Origin of the sequence: Stenotrophomonas oahuensis (genome assembly GCF_031834595.1) — a bacterium.
GTDB classification, from domain to species: Bacteria; Pseudomonadota; Gammaproteobacteria; order Xanthomonadales; family Xanthomonadaceae; genus Stenotrophomonas; species Stenotrophomonas oahuensis.
Genome location: NZ_CP115541.1, coordinates 4,257,403 through 4,275,480, shown reverse-complemented (window position 1 = coordinate 4,275,480; position 18,078 = coordinate 4,257,403). Strand labels below are relative to the sequence as shown.

The window sequence follows — 18,078 nt, the reverse complement described above, 5'->3', positions numbered from 1 at the left end:
TGCCACGCGGGCCTCCGGAATGGACGGCCGCCAGTGGCCGTCTATTTATTGATAAACGATAAGACTGGGGGCTGTCCAGCCCTGTAGCGAGCGCTGAGTGATGCGTGAAGGCGGTATTAACGGAAAATTGACATGAGCATGAACAGAGGGCAGAGTTGGCACCGCCCGGATGGGCACCAAAAACTCCCTGGAAGGATTTCAATGAAGAAGTACGTCTCCCTGGCCGCCGCCCTTGCACTGGCCACCCTGTCCACCAACGCCTTCGCCGGCCAGGCCTTTGTCCGCGGCGAGCTCGGCAGCAGCGAAACCGAAGTCAGCTTCGACGGCTTCCGCGGCAGCGAATCCGACACCGCCGCGATCCTCGGCGGTGGCTACTGGTTCACCCCGAACATCGGTGTGGAAGGCCATGTCGGCTCGCTGTACAACAAGAGCGTGGGCTACGACGAAGAGCTGGACCTGGTCTCGATCGGTGCCGGTCTGGTGGTCAAGAAGAACTTCGGCGCGGACAACACCGGCTTCTTCATCGGTGCCCGTGCAGGTATCGCGCGCATGACCGCGCAGGTCCGCGAAGACACCTGGGACGTGGTCGATGACGAAAGCTCGACCAAGCCGTACTACGGCGTGAACGTTGGCTACGACTTCAGCCGTCGCTGGGGCCTGAGCCTGAACTATGACCGTCGCCAGGGTGACTTCAGCGGCGTGGACGTGGACGTGGACACCTACAGCCTGGGTGGCGAATTCCGTTTTTGATAGCACGCGTTACCAGCATCCTCGTCGATGCGGACGGCAGGCCGGCAACGGTCTGCCGTTTTTTTTCCCTGCCCTGGTGTACCCTCGGCGCACATAACGGTGCTCGAGGGCGTGATGGCGAAGGTGACCGGAATTGGTGGGGTGTTCTTCAAGGCGCGTGGCGACCGCAAGGAACTGGCCGACTGGTACCGCCAGCACCTGGGCATGGCGCTGGAGGACTTTGGCGGCGCGGTGCTGCGCTGGCCGGATGACCGCGCCGATGATGGCGGCCTGACCGTCTGGCATGTAGCCGAGCGCGACACGCAATGGTTCAGCCCCAGTGACTCGGCCTTCATGATCAACTACCGGGTCGATGACCTGGACGCATTGCTGGCGCAGTTGCGTGAGGCCGGCGTGCAGGTGGTGGCCGGGCCGGAGCCGCACGAGAACGGGGCGTTCGCGTGGATCGTCGATCCGGACGGCAACAAGGTCGAACTGTGGCAGCCCAATGCCTGGGACCCGGAGCGTCGCCCGGGCTGAACCGGTAAGCAGAACGCGGGGGCTTTCACGCGGCATCGCGCGGGCGTTGCCGATAGTGGACGCATGTCTGCGTTCTTCCTCCTTCCCCGATGCCGTTGATTCCTGAGCGTGTGCGACGATTGCCCTGGCCATGGCGCACCGCGCTGCTGTGGTTCCTGGCGATCTACGCGGTGTACCTGCTGGCCGGAAACGTGTTTCTCAACACGCCGTTGTTCGAAACAGTGGTGAACCGCAAGCCGGAGAAGTTCACCCTGCAGACCGGGCCCGCCGTGACCCTGCTGCCGGGGCACGCCATTGTCTGGAACATCCGTATTCGCGGCCAGGCCAACCACACGGTGTATATCTTCCGCGCCGAACGCGCCAGCGCGTGGATTTCGCTGCCGGCACTGGTACGCAAGGAGGTCCACATTCCGCGCATCAACGCGACCGATGTCGAGGCTGAAGTGGAACGGGTGGAGAAAGCCATCCCGCCACCGCCGCGCGGTGACCGCGGCTGGGTGATGCGGTTGGATGCGATCCACAGCGACAGCATCCACAGCGCCCGTTTCGGCAAGTTGATGATTGCCGGCAAGGGCGATGGTACGGTCGGCTTCGTCAAGCAGATCAAGGGCGGCCCGTCAGAGCTGCTGGATTCCAACGCCGGGTTCAAAGACGCCACGGTGAGCTGGGACGGTGTAAAGCTGCTGGAAGACACGCGGCTGGATGCGCGCTTCAGCTACCCGCGGCATTACCGCGACGAAGCGCCGGGTATCCGCAAGTTCGGACTGGTGCAGGCCAGCCTGGAGATCGAGGGCCGCAGTCGCGCCTTGCAGATCGATACCGCCGGGGCGCACGCCAAGGTCGGCACGGCACCGGCCGAAGCGCACATCAAGGGCGCACTGGGGTTGGATCGTGGCGAACTACGCCCGGGCAGCCGGCTGGTGTGGCGCTTGCCGCTGCATGCCGGCGTGCACGCCACCGACCGCGGGCTGCTGGCCTTGCAGTTGGACGTGGCGCAGGACATCCGCGTTCAGGCGCGGTTACCGCGCGATGAAGACACGGGCAGTGAGCTGGATGCAGACCTGAAAGTGGCAGGGCGGAAGATTCCGTTCGAGGCCCCGGCCACGTTGCTGCCGCGACTGTCGGGCGAGGTGCGTGGCGCGTGGCAGTTCGAGTCGCTGAACTGGATCGCCGACCTGTTCGTGCGCAAGCCGTGGTTCCATCTGGATGGCGGCGGCTTGCTCAACGCCGACCTCAAGATCGTGGATGGCACGCTGGCCCCGGGCAGTACGCTGGATATCCCCAAGGTGGCGGCGGTGGCCGAAGTGGCCGGCGTGCGCATGCAGGGCGATGCGCGGGCCAAGGGACGCATTGCAGCAGGCAAGCCGGCGCAGGCACATCTGGATGTGCGCATTCCGACGTTCCGCGCGGCGGCATCCGGCGAGAAGCAGGTGCTGTTTGAAGGGCAGAACATGGACCTGGCACTGCAGGCCGATGCCCGCTTGCAGCAGATGCGCGACACGCTGCAATCGCGGCTGCAGTTCACCGACGCACGGGTACCCGACCTGACCGCGTACAACCGATATCTGGGCGAAGGCAGCGTGCGCCTGCTCGGCGGTACCGGACTGCTGAGCGGCGATGTGGAGCTGGATACGTCGGGCCGGGTAGGGCGCGGTCGCGCCGACCTGCGTGGGCGCGGTGCACAGCTTCAGGTGGCCGGGATGCAGTTGGCCGGCGATGCGCAGGTCAAGGCGCAACTGAAACGCGCGGACCTGGAGGCCAAGCAGTTCGATCTGGGCGGCAGCACGGTGTTGTTGCGGAATATCCGCACCGGCGACGGCAAGGGCGATGCAGCATGGTGGGGCAGCTTGACCCTGCGTGAGGGCAAGATCGACGCGGCGGCACCGTTCGAGGTGGATGCACAGACAGATGTGCGCCTGCGTGATGCGGGGCCGCTGCTGGGCGTGTTCGCCGAACGCAGCGCGTACCCGCGCTGGGTGCTGGGGCTGCTGGATTCGGGGGAGGTGCAGGCGACCGGGCAGCTGCGTTGGAAGCGCGGCGCGGTGACCATTGACGATCTGCAGGCAGAGAACGAGCGCCTGTCGCTGCGAGCGCGATTGCAGATGGCCAAGGCGCAGAAGAAGGGGGACCTGTATCTGCGCTGGGGCGTGCTGGGCGCGGGCATCGAGCTGGACGGCGACCAGCGCCAGTGGCATCTGGCCGGCGCGCGCGAGTGGTACGAGAGCCGGCCGCGCGTGCTGCCGGCCCCGCGTTGACGGAAAAGGGCCCGCCCCTGACCCAGGCATCTATGTGCCAAATGGTGGACGCTACGGCCACGACGGGTGTGGGGGGCGGGCTTGCTCGGAATATACGCGTAGTGACACGCCATGCGTGTCAACGTGAACTCTGGTCGCTCATGACGGTAAAGATGCGTCTTCCGCGCATTCCGGCGGTTCATGACACGCATGGCGTGTCACTACGGGTTCCACAATTTCAGGCTCAACCAACTGCCGGGCCAGCTCGGCGCTGGCCACGTGCCCGTGCAGGAACAACAACCCTTCGTAGATGTTCATGGCGTCACCTCAAGGCTTGAATAGCCGTCATCTTGAGCGCACCATCGGCACCGGAAAAGCGACATTTCCGCAACTTCGACTTGAACAGGATTCAAGCCTCAATGTCCCGGATGCCCTTGCAGGCGCTGCACAATTTCGTGGTCGCGGCCCGCCTGGGCAACCTGACCCGTGCCGCCGAATCGATGAACCTGACGGTCAGCGCGCTCAGCCACCAGATGCGTCAGTTGGAGCAGCGCCTGGGCTATCCGCTGCTGCTGCGGCAGGCACGCGGGGTGCGGCTGACCCCGGAAGGGCAGCGCCTGCTGGAGCAGGTGGGGCCGCATCTGGATGCAATTGGCGAGGCGTTCCAGCCGTTCGCCGCACGGCACGATCGGGTGCTGACGGTGAGTGCGGTGCCGTCGATGGCATCGAACTGGCTGGTGCCGCGCCTGGGTCAGTTCGTGGCCGCGTATCCGCAGATCGAGATCAATCTGGAATCGACCGAGCGGCTGACCGATTTCGAGCGGCAACTGCAGGTGGATGCGGCGTTGCGCGTGGGGTCCGGGCAGTGGCCCGGGGTGACCGCCGAGCCGCTGTTCGACGACTGGCTGGTGCCGATGGCCAGCCCGGCGCTGGTGGCGCGGATGGGGGGCGTGGAGACCATCGCGTTGTCGCAATGGCCGTTGCTGGGGGATCCGGACGGCGAATGGCAGCGTTGGTTTGCGTTGACTGGCGAGCGCGCGCCGAGCCGTTACGTCGCCATGCTCAACGATTCCGAATCGCACCACCGTGCGGCGCTGGATGGGATCGGCGTGGCATTGGGACGGGTGACACGAGCGCAGCTGTTGCTGCAGTCCGGGCAGTTGATCGCGTTGTCACCGCATCGCCTGAAAACGCGCTGGTCGCACTGGCTGGTGTATCCCGCGCGCTCGGCGACGCATCAGGGGTTCCTGGCGTTCCGCGAATGGGTGATGGCAGAAGCCAAGGCCCATGCAGCCCACATGACCGGATCACCCGGCTGACGGCCAATAATGACTATCCGGCGTCGCCCGCGCTCCAAAGATCGCCTGGCCCACACGCACCACCGTCGCACCTTCCTCGATGGCGATCTCGAAATCGCCGGACATGCCCATCGACAGTTCATCCAGGCTGACACCCGCGGGCAGGGTGGGCTGCAGGCGCTCACGCAGTTCGCGCAGGCGCACGAAGCAGGGGCGCACCTGTTCGGGATCGGGTGAGAACAGCGCCAGGGTCATCAGCCCGCGTACGCGCAGGTTCTGGAAGGCCGGCAGCTGCTGCACGAAGTCAGCCACTTCAATCGGATCCAGCCCGTACTTGCTGGCTTCGCCGGAGGTGTTGACCTGCACGAACACATCCAGCTGACGCTGTTCCAGTTCCAGGCGCTGGTCCAGCGCCTGGGCCACACGCAGGCTGTCCAGCGCCTGGAACTCGCTGGCGAAGCGGGCGACGTCGCGGGCCTTGTTGGTCTGCAGGTGGCCGATCACCGACCAGCGGATGCCGAGGTCGGCCATCGCTTCGGCTTTGGCCTTGGCTTCCTGCACCTTGTTTTCGCCCAGTTCGGTGCAGCCGGCTTGGTAGGCCAGCCGCAGCCGGGCTTCGTCGACGGTCTTGCTGACCGGCAGCAGGCGCACGCTGTGCGGATCGCGGCCGGCACGGGCGCAGGCGGCGGCAATGCGCGCGTGCACGGCGTCCAGGTTGTGGCGGAAGTCTTCAACGGTGCTGGCTTGTGGCCAGACGGGCGGGGCAATGGACACGGGCCGAACCGGGTGCGGATGTATAGGGATTTTCGCACGCGGGTGGTCACGTCAGGGGGCTGCTTGAGACCCCGGGCGGACGTAATGCGACTGGCCGTTGTCGCTGAGGAAGATCAGTTCCGGTTTGCCCTGCCAGGAACTCAGCATGGCCCCGGTGTTGTTCTGGTGCTTCACCACCAGGGTGGCACCGCGGTCCGGGTTGGCGGTGACCTTGAAGACTTCCGTGGTGCCGCGGGCGTCGTCGAGGGTGAGCACGGCTTCGTCGCCGACATCGGCGGTGCCATAGCCGCCCCGTTCGGAGCCATCCGCCCCGAGCAGGATCAAGCCGGACAGCGGTGAGGCGCGGGGCCCCTGGGTGACCCCCTGGCTGACCGGGTCGGGCACCGGTGCGCCCAGAATGACCCGGGCCTGGCCGTTGGCGTCCTGGATGACCAGCCCCCGTGCGGTGATGACGCGCTGGTCAGACTGGCTCTGGTGCAGCTTGATGGCGGTCCACCCCGAAACGATAAGGGCAAGACTGGATACCACCAGCGTGGTGAGAGTGAGTGCGCGCGACACAGGCGGCTCCGGATCCTTGGAATGGCAGCGACAATACCCGATTGCGGGTTTATGACACCAGTCAGAAAAGTCCGAATCGGTTCGTTTGCGTGAAGCAGGTCACAGGCCGTCAATGGAAATCGCGGCTGGACGTGCGGATCCCGGCAATCAGCTCGTCGATGTTATGCATGCGCTGCACGATCAGGTGCTGCACGCCATCCACCCGTTCCAGGCGGCCGTCGATCTGCATCAGCTGCGCTTCCACCAGCACCCGGTGCTGGCGGTCGGCGGTGCGTCGCCAGACCACGGCATTGACCATGCCGTACTCGTCTTCCAGCGTTAGAAAGGTCACGCCGCTGGCGGTCTGCGGGCGCTGGCGCATGCGCACCAGCCCGGCAAAGCGCACGCTGCGCCCGTGTGGTAGCTGCGCCAGCTGGTCCGAGCGCTGGCAGCGGCGCTGCTCCAGCAGCGGGCGGATGAACGACACCATATGCCGGCCCAGGGTGGTGCCGGTGCTGTTGTAGTCGGCCTGCATGTCCTCGAACGCACTCGGTGCGGGCAGCGCGACCTCGGCATCGTCTGTGGCGCGCACGTTGTCGAACAGCGGCAGCGGCTTTTCCACACCGGACACATCCCAGCGGGCGCGGTGCCGGTGTCCGCTCAAGCCCTTCAATGCCCCGGCGTCGGCCAGCAGGCCCTGGTGGCGACGGTCCAGCCGCGCGCGCTGGCTGAGATCGGCCACGCTGTCGAACGCCCCACGCGCACGCGCCTGCATCAGCGCCAGCGCCATCGTCTCGCTGAAGCCGTCGATCATGCGCAGACCCAGGCGGATGCCGGGGCTGTCCGGGTCCGGCGTCAGCGTGCAGTCCCAGTCGCTGTGGCGCACATCTACCGGCAGCACCGCCACGCCATGCCGGCGCGCGTCCTGCAGGATCTGGTCGGGGGTATAGAACCCCAGCGGCTGGCTGTTGATCAGGCTGGCGGCGAACGCAGCCGGATGGTGGCATTTCAGCCAGCAGCTCACATAGGTGATCAGCGCGAAGCTGGCGGCGTGGCTTTCCGGGAAACCGTAGCTGCCGAAGCCCTTGATCTGCTCGAACAGGCGTTCGCCGTATTCGCGGCTGTAGCCGTTCTTCGCCATGCCGGCCAGCAGCTTGTCGCGGTGCGGCTCCAGCCCGCCATGGCGTTTCCAGGCGGCCATCGAGCGGCGCAGCGCGTCGGCTTCACCGGGCGTGAAATCGGCCGCGGCCACCGCCAGCTGCATCACCTGTTCCTGGAACAGCGGCACGCCGAGGGTGCGTTTGAAGACTTTCTCCAGCTCCGGCGGGTAGTCGATCTCTTCGGTGCCTGTTTCCTTCAGCTGCTTCCGCCGGTTGAGGTAGGGATGCACCATGTCGCCCTGGATCGGACCGGGTCGCACGATCGCCACTTCAATCACCAGGTCATAGAAGCAGCGCGGCTGCATGCGCGGCAGCATCGCCATCTGCGCGCGCGATTCAATCTGGAACACGCCCAGGGTGTCGGCGCGGCAGATCATGTCGTAGGTGGGTACATCGTCGGCGGGAAGGCGCGCCATGGTCAGCACCTCGCCCGCAGTCGTGCGTACGCCTCGCCCCTGCAGCACCGCCAGGCATTTGCGCACCGCAGTGAGCATGCCCAGCGCCAGGCAGTCGACCTTCATCAGCCCGGTGGCATCCAGGTCGTCCTTGTCCCACTGGATCACCGTGCGGTGGTTCATGGCCGCGTTTTCCACCGGCACCAAGGTGGACAGCGGGTGTTCGGAAATCACGAAACCGCCCGGGTGCTGAGACAGGTGACGTGGGAAATCCACCAGCTCGGCGGTCAGCGCCACCACCCGCTGCATCAGCGGGGTGTCCGGGTCGAAGCCGCGTTCGCGCAGCGCCTCGGGCAGCGGTTCGTGGCTGCTCCAGCGATCCAGGCAGGCGGCCAGTTCGTTGACCTGGTCCGGGGGCAGGCCGAGTACACGGGCCACGTCGCGCACCGCGCTGCGGCCGCGATAGCTGATCGCCACCGCAGTGAGCGCGGCACGCTCGCGGCCATAGCGGTTGAATACGTACTGCAGCACTTCCTCACGGCGTTCGTGCTCGAAATCGATGTCGATGTCCGGCGGTTCGTCGCGCTCTGCCGAAATAAAACGCTCAAACAGCAGTTCCATGTGGCTGGGGTCGATCTCGGTCACGCCCAGCACGTAACACACCACCGAGTTGGCCGCCGAGCCGCGGCCCTGGCACAGGATCTGCTGGCTGCGCGCGAAGCGCACGATGTCGTGCACGGTTAAAAAATACGACTCGTACTGTTTGCCGTTGATCAGTTTCAGTTCGTGCTCGATCAGGTTGCGCTGCCGGGTCGAGGTGCCGCCCGGCCAGCGCCAGCGGATGCCTTCTTCGACCAGCGCGCGCAGCCAGCTGGCCGGGTCGTGGTCGGCCGGCACCAGTTCGTGCGGATAGGTGTATTGCAGCTGTTTGAGATCAAACGTGCAGCGCGCGGCAATACGCAGGGTTTCTTCCAGCAGTTCGGCCGGGTACAGCGCGGCCAGCGCCTGGCGCGTGCGCAGGTGGCGTTCGCCATTGGGAAACAGGTGCCAGCCGGCATCGGCGATGGTGCAGTGCTGGCGGATCGCGGTCAGTGTGTCCTGCAGCGCGCGGCGGCGGCGCACGTGCATGTGCACGTCGCCGCTGGCCACCAGCGGGATGTCGTGGGCATAGCCGAACTCCAGCAGGGCTTCCAGCCGTTCCACGTCATCGGCTTCGCGGTGCAGTTCCACCGCCAGCCACAGCCGGTGCGGAAAGCGCGCCTGCAGCCAACGTGCATCTTCCGAATTGGGCGTGCGTGCTGGCCACAGGCATAACAGGCCGTCGGGCAATGCGTCGAAGTCTTCGCGCAGGCACTGGTACTGGCCCTTGGGTGCGCGCCGGCGGCAGGTGGTGATCAGCTGGCACAGCGCGGCATAGGCGGCCAGGTCGGTGCACAGCAACACCACTTTGGGGCCGTTTTCGATCTGGAATTCAGCACCGGTGATCAGCGCCAGTTCGTGTTTCTTCGCCGCCTGCCAGGCGCGTACGATGCCGGCCAGCGAGCACTCGTCGGTGATCGCCAGCGCGCGGTATCCCTGTTCTTTGGCGCGCTCGAACAGCTCGTCGGCAATCGAGGCACCGCGCTGGAAACTGAAGGCTGAAAGACAATGCAGTTCGGCGTAGTCGGGCAGGTCGGTGCTCATGCGAACCAGCCATGCAGCATGAACGGACCATGTCGCGCGCCGGCGGCGGTGTAGGCCCAGCCGCGCTGGCCGGTGCCGGTTTCCACCACGTAGTAGTCGCGGCGCACGTCGCCTTCGTCCCACCAGCCCGATTCGATTCGTTCCGGTCCGGACAGAATGCGCAGCTCCGGGTCGCGCAGCAGTTGCGGGGTCGGCAGCAGCCAGCCCGGGCGCAGCGGCAGCGCCGGCGGCGGGGCCTTGGGGGCACCGCTGGCATCACCGCTGGCGCGTTCCGGGCGGTGTTCGGCGCGTAGTCCCACGCTCTGCACCGCGTCATCGCCCAGCCGCGCCCGCAGCCGTTCGCGCAGCTGTTCCCACGGCATCGCCTGCTGCGGGCGCGGGTCGAACAGGTCGCGCGCGGCCGGCACGAACGGCGGCAGGTGCGTGGCCTGCAGGCGCAGGGCACGGCTGCCGGCGGGCAGCTGCAGATGGTCGACGCGGTTGCGGGCCAGGTCGAACAACACGCCGGCATCGCGTTCGGGTGACAGCAGACCCACGCGCAGCTGCGTGTCCGGGTGGCTTTCGTGTTCGAACCACAGGTCGAACTGCTGCACGCCGCCATCGCGCGAGCACAGGAAGGCGGCGAGGTCGGTGGTCAGGCGGCGCAGCGGGAACAGCAGCGCCTGGGTGGATTCGATCTCGTACTCGAATTCGATGCGCGCATCGAAGCGGTCGGGGGGCTGGAAGTACGACAGCGGCGCGGCATGCAGCCCGCGCAGGGCATCCAGATGGGTCAGTACCTGCGGCGGAAAACGCCGCGCCAGGCTTTCGCGGGGCAGGGCGAAGGCGGTGCCCAGGGTGCGCAGGCCGGAGCGGGCCAGCACCGTGACCGCCTCTGCAGGCAGGCCACTGCGCTTGATCGGAATGTCGGCCAGGGCCGCTTCCAGCGTGGTCGCATCGACGCCCAGGCGGGCATGCACACCGGTCAGCACCCAGGCCGCATGCGGATTGGGCGCGGCCACCAGGCGGTGGCGGAAGCCCAGTTCCTTCAGCCCGTCGCGCAGGCGCTGTTCAATTGCCGGCCAGTCGCCGAACAGGGCACGGCTGGCCCCGATCTCCAGTGCCAGCGCATGCGGAAAGGCCAGGCTGACCTGCGAGCTGATGCCATACAGCCAGCTGGCCAGCAGCTGGCGGGTGTCCTGTTCGGCGCGCGGGTCGTACTCCAGCGTGCGCAGGTCGCGGGTGAGCACCTGTGCGGCGGACAGCAGCATGCCCCGGCGCAGGCCGAGCTGGCGCGCGCTCGGGCTGACCGCATGCAACACCCGGCGCTGCATCGGGCCGGTGACCAGCACCAGCGGCGCGCGCGGGTCCGGCTGCTGGCGCAGGGCAGCGTCCAGCGCCAGTTGTGGCAGCAGCAGGCAGGCCCAGTGCACGGCGCGTCCTCACTGCACCCGGGCCAGCGGCAGCGGCTGTGCCGGTGCCTGGCCGCCGCGGCATTTGAGAACCCGCACCTGGCCGTCGTCCAGTTGCAGGCGCAGTGGCGCGGGGGAGGGGTTGCGGCTCCAGCGCGCGTCGCGGAAGGCGATGCCCAGGCACTGGCCGCTTTCGGCGGCCACCTGCAGGCGGCGCAGGGCGCGGTCGTCGGTGGTCTGCGGCCAGCACAGCACCGCCGCGCAGGCCGCCGAGCGCAGGCATTGTTCGGCCGCCCACAGCGCTTCGCGCGGGGACGCGTGCACCACCTGCAGCTGGGCCAGCGCCAGTCCTGCGCGGCTCCAGGCCGGCGCGTGCGGCAGGTAGGGCGGGGCGACCAGCACCACGGTCTGCTGTTGCTGGCTCAACCGCGCCAGGGTTGGCCACACCAGCGCCAGTTCACCCTGGCCGGGGGCAGCCAGCAGCACTTCAGCGAGCGAGGCCGGCGGCCAGCCGCCACCGGGCAGGCGCGCATCCAGTGCCGGATGCCCGGTCGGGTGGGCCGGGGCTTCCGAAGGCACCGCCCGCGGCTGCCCACGCCAGACCTGGCGGCTGGCCAGCAGGTCTTCCAGCGCCCGCACGGCGGCCATCAGGGGGTCTCCTGGTGGGGTGAGGGCTGCTGGGCGGGGGCGGAGGGCCGGGGCATGGTGGGAGTGTCGGGAAAGCAAAGATCAAGAGCTGAGACCGACATGCTACCGGGAATTAGCAAAAATACTAATAGTCCGAGATGGGCGCGCCCGGGGGCTCCGTAGAGACGCGCCATGCGCGTCTGCTTTTCGTTCCGGCGTCATGAACGCCTGCCGCGCGGTTTCGATCATATACAAACGTCGGGCAATGGCGCGCAATTTCGGGGATATCGTCTTCCGATGCTTGCGCCGCGCTGCGCGCGGTTGACGCGTGGCGCGTCACTACGAATTGGTACGGGCACAGGACGATCGCGCCGTTCGCCGGGCGCACGCCCGGCGGGGCTCCGGATCCATTATCGGAACACGCACATGGCGGGTCGGTACGCGTCATGCCAACGTCGTGTTGACAGACATGAACGCGCTCGACCACTCTTCACCCCCTGTGGGCGCAATGGCATTGCGACAGGCGGAGGGGCCTGATCGTGCCGCGTTCCGCAGCCTGCGCTGCACCCTTCTGCGGCAAGACTCCCCGGATTTTCTGCGTCAGCAAAGGTGTTTCGCCCGCTTATGAAAACGATTACAAAGCCGCTCGTCCTGACCACTGCCATTGCCTTGTCGCTGGCCGCTACCGCCGCCGCTGCACCGGCCGCGGGCCCGGACGCCTTCACCGTGCTGCGTCTGCAACAGGTGCCTGCCACGCTCGACGCCGCCACCGTGGGCGCGCAGTTGCAGACGCTGGACGTGGATGCGCTGACCGTGGAAGACGTCGAGCGCGCAGAGGCTGACCGGCTGGTGGCCCTGGCCGATGCGCTGGGCTACACCGCGCGTTTCATCACCGTGGACCCCGCTGCGGCCGGATCGCGCGGCCGCGTGGTGCTCTCGCGCCTGCCGGTGGAAGCCGCTTCCGGCGTGGAAGCGCCGGGCGTGAGCTACCTGCGCTTGAACGATGGCCGCCACGTGGTGGCCCTGTATGCGCCGGCTCCAAAGGCCGACCCTGCACGGGTCGTCGATACCGCCGCGCAGACGCGCATGGGTGCACCGGCCCTGCTGCTGGGGGCCGTGGACACCGCGCGCGCTGAAGCCACCGGCTATGTGGCGCTGGAAGGTGCCGCCGGCTATCGCCAGGGCTTCAGCGCAGCCCGTGCCCAGGACGTGAAGCTGCAGGTCAGCGCCAACGGCAAGCCGCTGACGGCTCAGCTGCTGACCCTCGATTACACCGCGCCGGTGGGTGGTGCCACCCCGTGGATGGACACCGGCCTGAGCGCCGACGCGCGCGCCCGCCTGCTGGTGGCGCAGATGACGGTGGACGAGAAATTCCAGATGCTGCACAGCTACTTCGGGCTGGGCAAGGACGGCGGTCCGCTGCCGGAAGGCGCGGTAGGCTCAGCCGGCTTCGTGCCGGGCGTGCCGCGCCTGGGCATTCCCGCCCAGCAGTCGGCCGATGCCGGCGTGGGCGTGACCAACCCCGGCGGCATCCGCAAGGGCGACATCGCCACCGCGATGCCGTCGGGCCCGTCGACCGCCTCCAGCTGGAACCCGCAGATCGCCTACACCGGCGGTGCCACCATGGGCCGTGAAGCCTGGCAGCAGCGTTTCAACATCCTGCTGGCCGGCAGCGTCAACCTGCAGCGCGACCCGCGCAACGGCCGCAACTTCGAATACGCCGGTGAAGACCCGCTGCTGGCCGGTCGCATGGTCGGCGAATCGATCCGTGGCGTGCAGCGCCAGCACGTGATCTCCACCATGAAGCACTTCGCGCTGAATGACATGGAGACCTCGCGCAACTTCCACAGCGCCGAGATCGGCGAGCAGGCCATGCGTGAATCGGACCTGCTGGCGTTTGAAATCGCGCTGGAAGAGGGCAAGCCCGGTTCGGTGATGTGCTCGTACAACAAGATCAACGGCACCTACGGCTGCGAACACGACTACCTGATGAACCAAGTGCTCAAGCAGGAATGGAAGTTCCCCGGTTACGTGATGTCCGACTGGGGCGGCGTGCACAGCGGCTCGAAGGCGGCACTGGCCGGGCTGGACCAGCAGTCGGCGGGCGAGGTGTTCGACAAGGCGGTGTACTTCGATGAACCGCTGCGCCTGGCTGTGGCGGGCGGGGTGGTGCCGCAGGCGCGCCTGGACGACATGGTCGCGCGCATCCTGCGCACGATGTTCGCGCACGGCAACTTCGACCTGCCGCCGGAGCATGTGGCCATCGACGTGCAGGCCGGTTTCGATGCCGCCCAGCGCACGGTGGAAGAGGGCAGCGTGCTGCTGCGCAATGAACGCAACGTGCTGCCGCTGGCGGCCGACGTGAAGCGCATCGTGGTGATCGGCGGGCATGCCGACAAGGGCGTGATCGGTGGCGGCGGCTCGTCGCACGTGGGCTACACCGCCCGTGGCACCAATGCGGTGCCGGGTGTGCTGCCGACCACCTGGCCGGGCCCGGTGATCTTCCACCCGTCCTCGCCGCTGGAGGCGCTGCGCGCCGAGCTGCCGAACGCAACCATCGACTACGTGGATGGCACCAATGTGGCCGCTGCCGCACGTGCGGCTGCCGCGGCCGAAGTGGCGATTGTGTTCGCCACCCAGTGGTCGGCCGAATCGGTCGACCTGCCGCACATGCGCCTGCCCGACAACCAGGACGCGCTGATTGCCGGCGTGGCCAAGGCCAATCCGAACACCGTGGTGGTGCTGGAAACCAACGGCCCGGTCGAGCTGCCGTGGCTGCAGCAGGTGCCGGCGCTGCTGCAGGCGTGGTACCCGGGCATCCGCGGCGGCGAAGGCATTGCCGCGCTGCTGACCGGCAAGGTCAATCCGTCCGGCCGCCTGCCGGTGACCTGGCCGGTGGATGCCAGCCAGCTGCCGCGTCCGGAGGTGAACGGGCTGGGCTTCAATCCGAAGCACAAGCCGGACGAGACCATCAATTACGACATCGAAGGGGCCAACGTCGGCTACAAGTGGTTTGCCGCCAAGGGTCTGGTGCCGCAGTTCGCGTTCGGCCATGGGCTGTCCTACACGCAGTTCGCCTATGACAACCTGAGCGTGGTGGCCGACGGCCAGCGCGTGCTTGCGACGGTGGACGTGCGCAACACCGGCATGGTGGCCGGTGCGGATGTGGCGCAGTTGTATCTGAAACTGCCGGAAGGCAGTGCCACCCCGATCCGGCTGGTTGGGTTCCAGAAGGTGACGCTGCAACCGGGCGAGACCCGCCGCATCCAGATCGAGGCCGAGCCGAAGACCCTGGCCAGCTTCGACACCGCCGACAAGCAGTGGAAGATCGCGGCCGGGCAGTACGAGGTGCAGCTGTCGCGCTCGGCCAGCGAGCCGCTGCAGCGGGTGCCGGTGCAGTTGGAGGCGACGGTCGTCCGGTGACGATATGGCGCACGACCAACGGTCGTGCGCTACCTTTGCCGACCCTGTCCGTTCGCGGCCAACCTACGGCACATATCGCACACACGGCTTGGGCGTAGGGTGTCCGGATATCCGGGCACCGCCCGGTGCCACCGGAGAGAGCCATGTGTGTGCGTGCCGTACCTGTTGTGCTGTTGAGCCTGATGATCGCCGCCAGCGTATCGGCGCAGACCGCGCCGATGACGCCGGACATTCCGGCCAAGGGCTTCGTCACCCCGACCGCGGGTTACGACTACGACAAGCGCGTGGTGATGATTCCCATGCGCGATGGCACCAAGCTGTACACGGTGATCGTGGTGCCCAAGGGCGCGCACAACGCGCCGATGCTGCTCACCCGTACGCCGTATGACGCCGCCAACCGCGCCAAGCGCCTGGATTCGCCGCATATGCGTGACATCCTGCCGCAGGGCGACGAGGTGTTCGTTGACGCCGGCTACATCCGCGTGTTCCAGGACATCCGCGGCAAGCACGGCTCCGAAGGCGATTACGTGATGACCCGGCCGCTGCGCGGTCCGCTGAACAACACCAAGGTGGACCATGCGACTGATGCATGGGACACCATCGACTGGCTGGTCAAGCACGTGCCGGAAAGCAACGGCAAGGTCGGCATGCTGGGCTCCTCGTACGAAGGCTTCACCGTGGTGATGGCGCTGAACGACCCGCACCCGGCATTGAAAGTGGCCGCGCCGCAGAGCCCGATGATCGACGGCTGGATGGGGGACGACTGGCTCAATTACGGCGCGTTCCGCCAGGTCAACTTCGGTTACTTCACCGGCCAACTGGCCCAGCGCGGCAAGGGACCGGCCATTCCCAGCGTCGGCTATGACGACTACACCACCTTCCTTCGCGCCGGTTCGGCGGGTGATTACGCCAAGGCCAACGGCCTGGAGCAGCTGCCGTGGTGGCACAAGCTGGTCGAGCACCCGGCTTATGACGCGTTCTGGCAGGAACAGGCGCTGGATGCGCGCATGGCCAAAACCCCGCTGAAGGTGCCCACGATGTGGCTGCAGGGCCTGTGGGACCAGGAGGACATGTGGGGCGCGGTGCACAGCTATGCGGCGATGGAGCCGCGCGATTCGACCAATACCCTCAACTACCTGGTGATGGGGCCGTGGCGACACAGCCAGGTGAACTACGATGGCAGCAGCCTGGGCGCGCTGAAGTTTGACGGTGATACCGCGCTGCAGTTCCGCCGCGATGTGCTCAAGCCGTTCTTCGACCAGTACCTGGTGGACGGCGCGGGCAAGGCCGATACGCCGCCGGTGCTGATCTACAACACCGGTGAAAATCACTGGGACCGCCTGCAGCAGTGGCCGCGCACCACGGCACAAAGCCGCCCGCTGTATCTGCGAGCTGGCGGCAAGCTGTCGTTCGACGCCCCGCAGGCCGGTGAGGCCAACTACGAGGCGTATGTCTCCGACCCGGCCAAGCCGGTACCGTTCGTGCCGCGCCCGGTACGCTTCGCCGACCGTGACATGTGGACCAGCTGGCTGGTCAAGGACCAGCGCTTTGTCGATGGCCGCCCGGATGTGCTGACCTTCGTCAGCGAACCGCTGACCGAGCCGCTGCGGATTGGCGGTGCACCGCAGGTGAACCTGCAGGCCGCCACTAGTGGCAGTGACAGCGACTGGGTGGTGAAGCTGATCGATGTCTATCCCGACCAGGTGCCGTCCACGCCGGAAATGGGCGGTTATGAGCTGGCGGTGTCGATGGCGATCTTCCGCGGGCGTTATCGTGAAAGCTTCAGCGCCCCCAAGGCGCTCGCCTCGAATCAGGTGCTGGACTACCGCTTCGGCCTGCCCACCGCCAACCATGTGTTCCGGCCGGGGCACCGGGTGATGGTGCAGGTGCAGTCGACGTTGTTCCCGCTGTACGACCGCAACCCGCAGACCTTCGTGCCCAACATCTACCTGGCCAAGCCGGGCGATTACCAGAAGGCGACGCAGCAGATCTGGCATTCGCCGCAGCAGGCCAGTTCGATCACGTTACCGGTGTATTGAATGACCCCATCCAACGTCATTCAGCGACGTTGGACCCGGATACGCTCGGATAATCGGTATACCCCTCAGCCCCGCCGCCATACAGCGTGTCGGGGTTGAACTCTGACAGCGGCACCCCGAAGCGCAGGCGTTCCACCAGGTCCGGGTTGGCGATGAAAGCACGACCGAACGCAATCACGTCGGCATAGCCACTGGCGATGGCAGCCTCGGCGCTGTCCTTGTCATACCCATTGTTGGCGATCCACGGGCCGCGGAACTTCGAACGCAGCGCGGCGTAATCGAACGGAATGTTGTCACGCGGGCCACCGGTGGCCCCTTCGATCACATGCACGAAGGCCAGGTGGCCAATCGCATCCAGTCGCTCCACCGCACGCTCGAACAGCGGCTGCGGATTGGAGTCGTAGGCATCGCTGGCCGGCGTGGTCGGTGACAGGCGCACGCCCGTGCGTTCGGCCCCGATCTCGGCGGCGACCGCGCGCACCACTTCGTCCAGCAGGCGGGTGCGGTTCTCGATGCTGCCGCCGTACTCGTCGGTGCGCAGGTTGCTGCCGTCGCGCAGGAACTGATCAATCAGATACCCGTTAGCCGCATGCACTTCGACGCCGTCAAAGCCGGCGATGATGGCGTTGCGTGCGGCCTGGCGGTAGTCCTGGATCAGCGCGGGAATCTCTTCCAGTTCCAGTGCACGCGGCGCGGATACATCTTCAAACCCCTTGGCGGTGAAGGTCTTGGCCTTGGCCTGCACCGCACTGGGGGCCACCGGCACTTCGCCTTCCGGCAGCAGGCTGGTGTGCGAAATGCGGCCCACGTGCCACAGCTGCAACACGATGCGTCCACCCTCGGCGTGCACCGCGTCGGTGACCTTGCGCCAGGCGTCAATCTGCGCCTGGCTGTAGATGCCGGGCGTGTCCAGATAGCCCTGGCCGAGCGGACTGATCTGGGTGGCCTCGGCAATGATCAGCCCGGCACTGGCACGCTGCTGGTAGTACTGCACCGCCAGCGGGTTGGGCACGCGGCCTTCAATGGCGCGGTTGCGGGTGAGCGGGGCCATCGCAATGCGGTTGCGCAGGTCGATGGAACCCAGCCGGGTGGGGGTGAACAGCAAACCGTCGGTCGTTGCAGTCATGTGCAGGGCCTTGTGGGGAAGGGAAGAACGGTACGACCTTCAGCATACGGCTGCGTGCGTTGCAGCGATGGGAAGGTTTGTTGCGGTCGGAAAGCGCCTTGCATGCACCTTGTGCAACGCAT

13 protein-coding genes are annotated in these 18,078 nt (G+C 66.9%); 6 read left to right on the top strand and 7 right to left on the bottom strand.

Annotation, left to right across the window (positions count from 1 at the left end):
* The first annotated feature begins 201 nt into the window (after positions 1–201).
* From PDM29_RS18935 to PDM29_RS18925, 3 genes are all read left to right on the top strand, one after another.
* Complete coding sequence (locus tag PDM29_RS18935; RefSeq protein ID WP_311191583.1) at positions 202–750, top strand: outer membrane beta-barrel protein; 549 nt, start codon at positions 202–204, stop codon at positions 748–750.
* A gap of 114 nt (positions 751–864) precedes the next feature.
* Positions 865–1,269, top strand: coding sequence for a VOC family protein (locus tag PDM29_RS18930; protein ID WP_311191582.1), 405 nt, complete (start codon positions 865–867; stop codon positions 1,267–1,269).
* An 89-nt stretch (positions 1,270–1,358) separates the two neighbouring features.
* Positions 1,359–3,524 carry a hypothetical protein gene (locus PDM29_RS18925; protein WP_311191581.1) on the top strand — a complete coding sequence of 722 codons (2,166 nt, stop codon included), beginning with the start codon at positions 1,359–1,361 and terminating at the stop codon, positions 3,522–3,524.
* Between the two features lie 138 nt (positions 3,525–3,662).
* Here PDM29_RS18925 and PDM29_RS18920 read toward each other — a convergent pair whose 3' ends face one another.
* Complete coding sequence (locus PDM29_RS18920) at positions 3,663–3,821, bottom strand: hypothetical protein (RefSeq protein WP_311191580.1); 159 nt, start codon at positions 3,819–3,821, stop codon at positions 3,663–3,665.
* A gap of 101 nt (positions 3,822–3,922) precedes the next feature.
* Between PDM29_RS18920 and PDM29_RS18915 the strand changes: the two genes are divergently transcribed.
* Entirely contained in the window at positions 3,923–4,822 is a 900-nt protein-coding gene (locus PDM29_RS18915; RefSeq protein ID WP_311191579.1) for a LysR substrate-binding domain-containing protein, read from the top strand.
* On the opposite strand, the gene PDM29_RS18910 is transcribed toward PDM29_RS18915, so the two are convergent.
* The 5 genes from PDM29_RS18910 to imuA all read right to left on the bottom strand — a co-directional run bounded on the left by PDM29_RS18910 (position 4,811) and on the right by imuA (position 11,389).
* A complete protein-coding gene (locus PDM29_RS18910) occupies positions 4,811–5,575 on the bottom strand; it encodes a YggS family pyridoxal phosphate-dependent enzyme (RefSeq protein ID WP_425508693.1) in 765 nt (254 codons plus the stop codon). The genes PDM29_RS18915 and PDM29_RS18910 overlap by 12 nt on opposite strands.
* Positions 5,576–5,626: 51 nt before the next feature.
* Positions 5,627–6,133: a hypothetical protein gene (locus PDM29_RS18905; RefSeq protein ID WP_311191578.1), complete on the bottom strand. Its 507-nt coding sequence runs from the start codon at positions 6,131–6,133 to the stop codon at positions 5,627–5,629.
* Between the two features lie 109 nt (positions 6,134–6,242).
* The gene (locus PDM29_RS18900; protein ID WP_311191577.1) at positions 6,243–9,350 is read right to left on the bottom strand and encodes an error-prone DNA polymerase; all 3,108 of its coding nucleotides are present in this window, start codon (positions 9,348–9,350) and stop codon (positions 6,243–6,245) included.
* Positions 9,347–10,762, bottom strand: a complete 1,416-nt coding sequence (locus tag PDM29_RS18895) for a Y-family DNA polymerase (protein WP_311191576.1) — start codon at positions 10,760–10,762, stop codon at positions 9,347–9,349. The genes PDM29_RS18900 and PDM29_RS18895 overlap by 4 nt, the downstream gene beginning before the upstream one ends.
* Positions 10,763–10,771: 9 nt before the next feature.
* Positions 10,772–11,389, bottom strand: coding sequence for a translesion DNA synthesis-associated protein ImuA (gene imuA, locus PDM29_RS18890; protein WP_311191575.1), 618 nt, complete (start codon positions 11,387–11,389; stop codon positions 10,772–10,774).
* Between the two features lie 603 nt (positions 11,390–11,992).
* Here imuA and PDM29_RS18885 point away from each other — a divergent pair.
* Both PDM29_RS18885 and PDM29_RS18880 read left to right on the top strand, forming a co-directional pair.
* Positions 11,993–14,791, top strand: coding sequence for a beta-glucosidase family protein (locus PDM29_RS18885; protein ID WP_311191574.1), 2,799 nt, complete (start codon positions 11,993–11,995; stop codon positions 14,789–14,791).
* 143 nt (positions 14,792–14,934) lie between these two features.
* Entirely contained in the window at positions 14,935–16,830 is a 1,896-nt protein-coding gene (locus PDM29_RS18880) for a CocE/NonD family hydrolase (RefSeq protein ID WP_311191573.1), read from the top strand.
* A 16-nt stretch (positions 16,831–16,846) separates the two neighbouring features.
* On the opposite strand, the gene PDM29_RS18875 is transcribed toward PDM29_RS18880, so the two are convergent.
* Complete coding sequence (locus PDM29_RS18875) at positions 16,847–17,956, bottom strand: alkene reductase (protein WP_311191572.1); 1,110 nt, start codon at positions 17,954–17,956, stop codon at positions 16,847–16,849.
* Between the last annotated feature and the right edge of the window lie 122 nt (positions 17,957–18,078).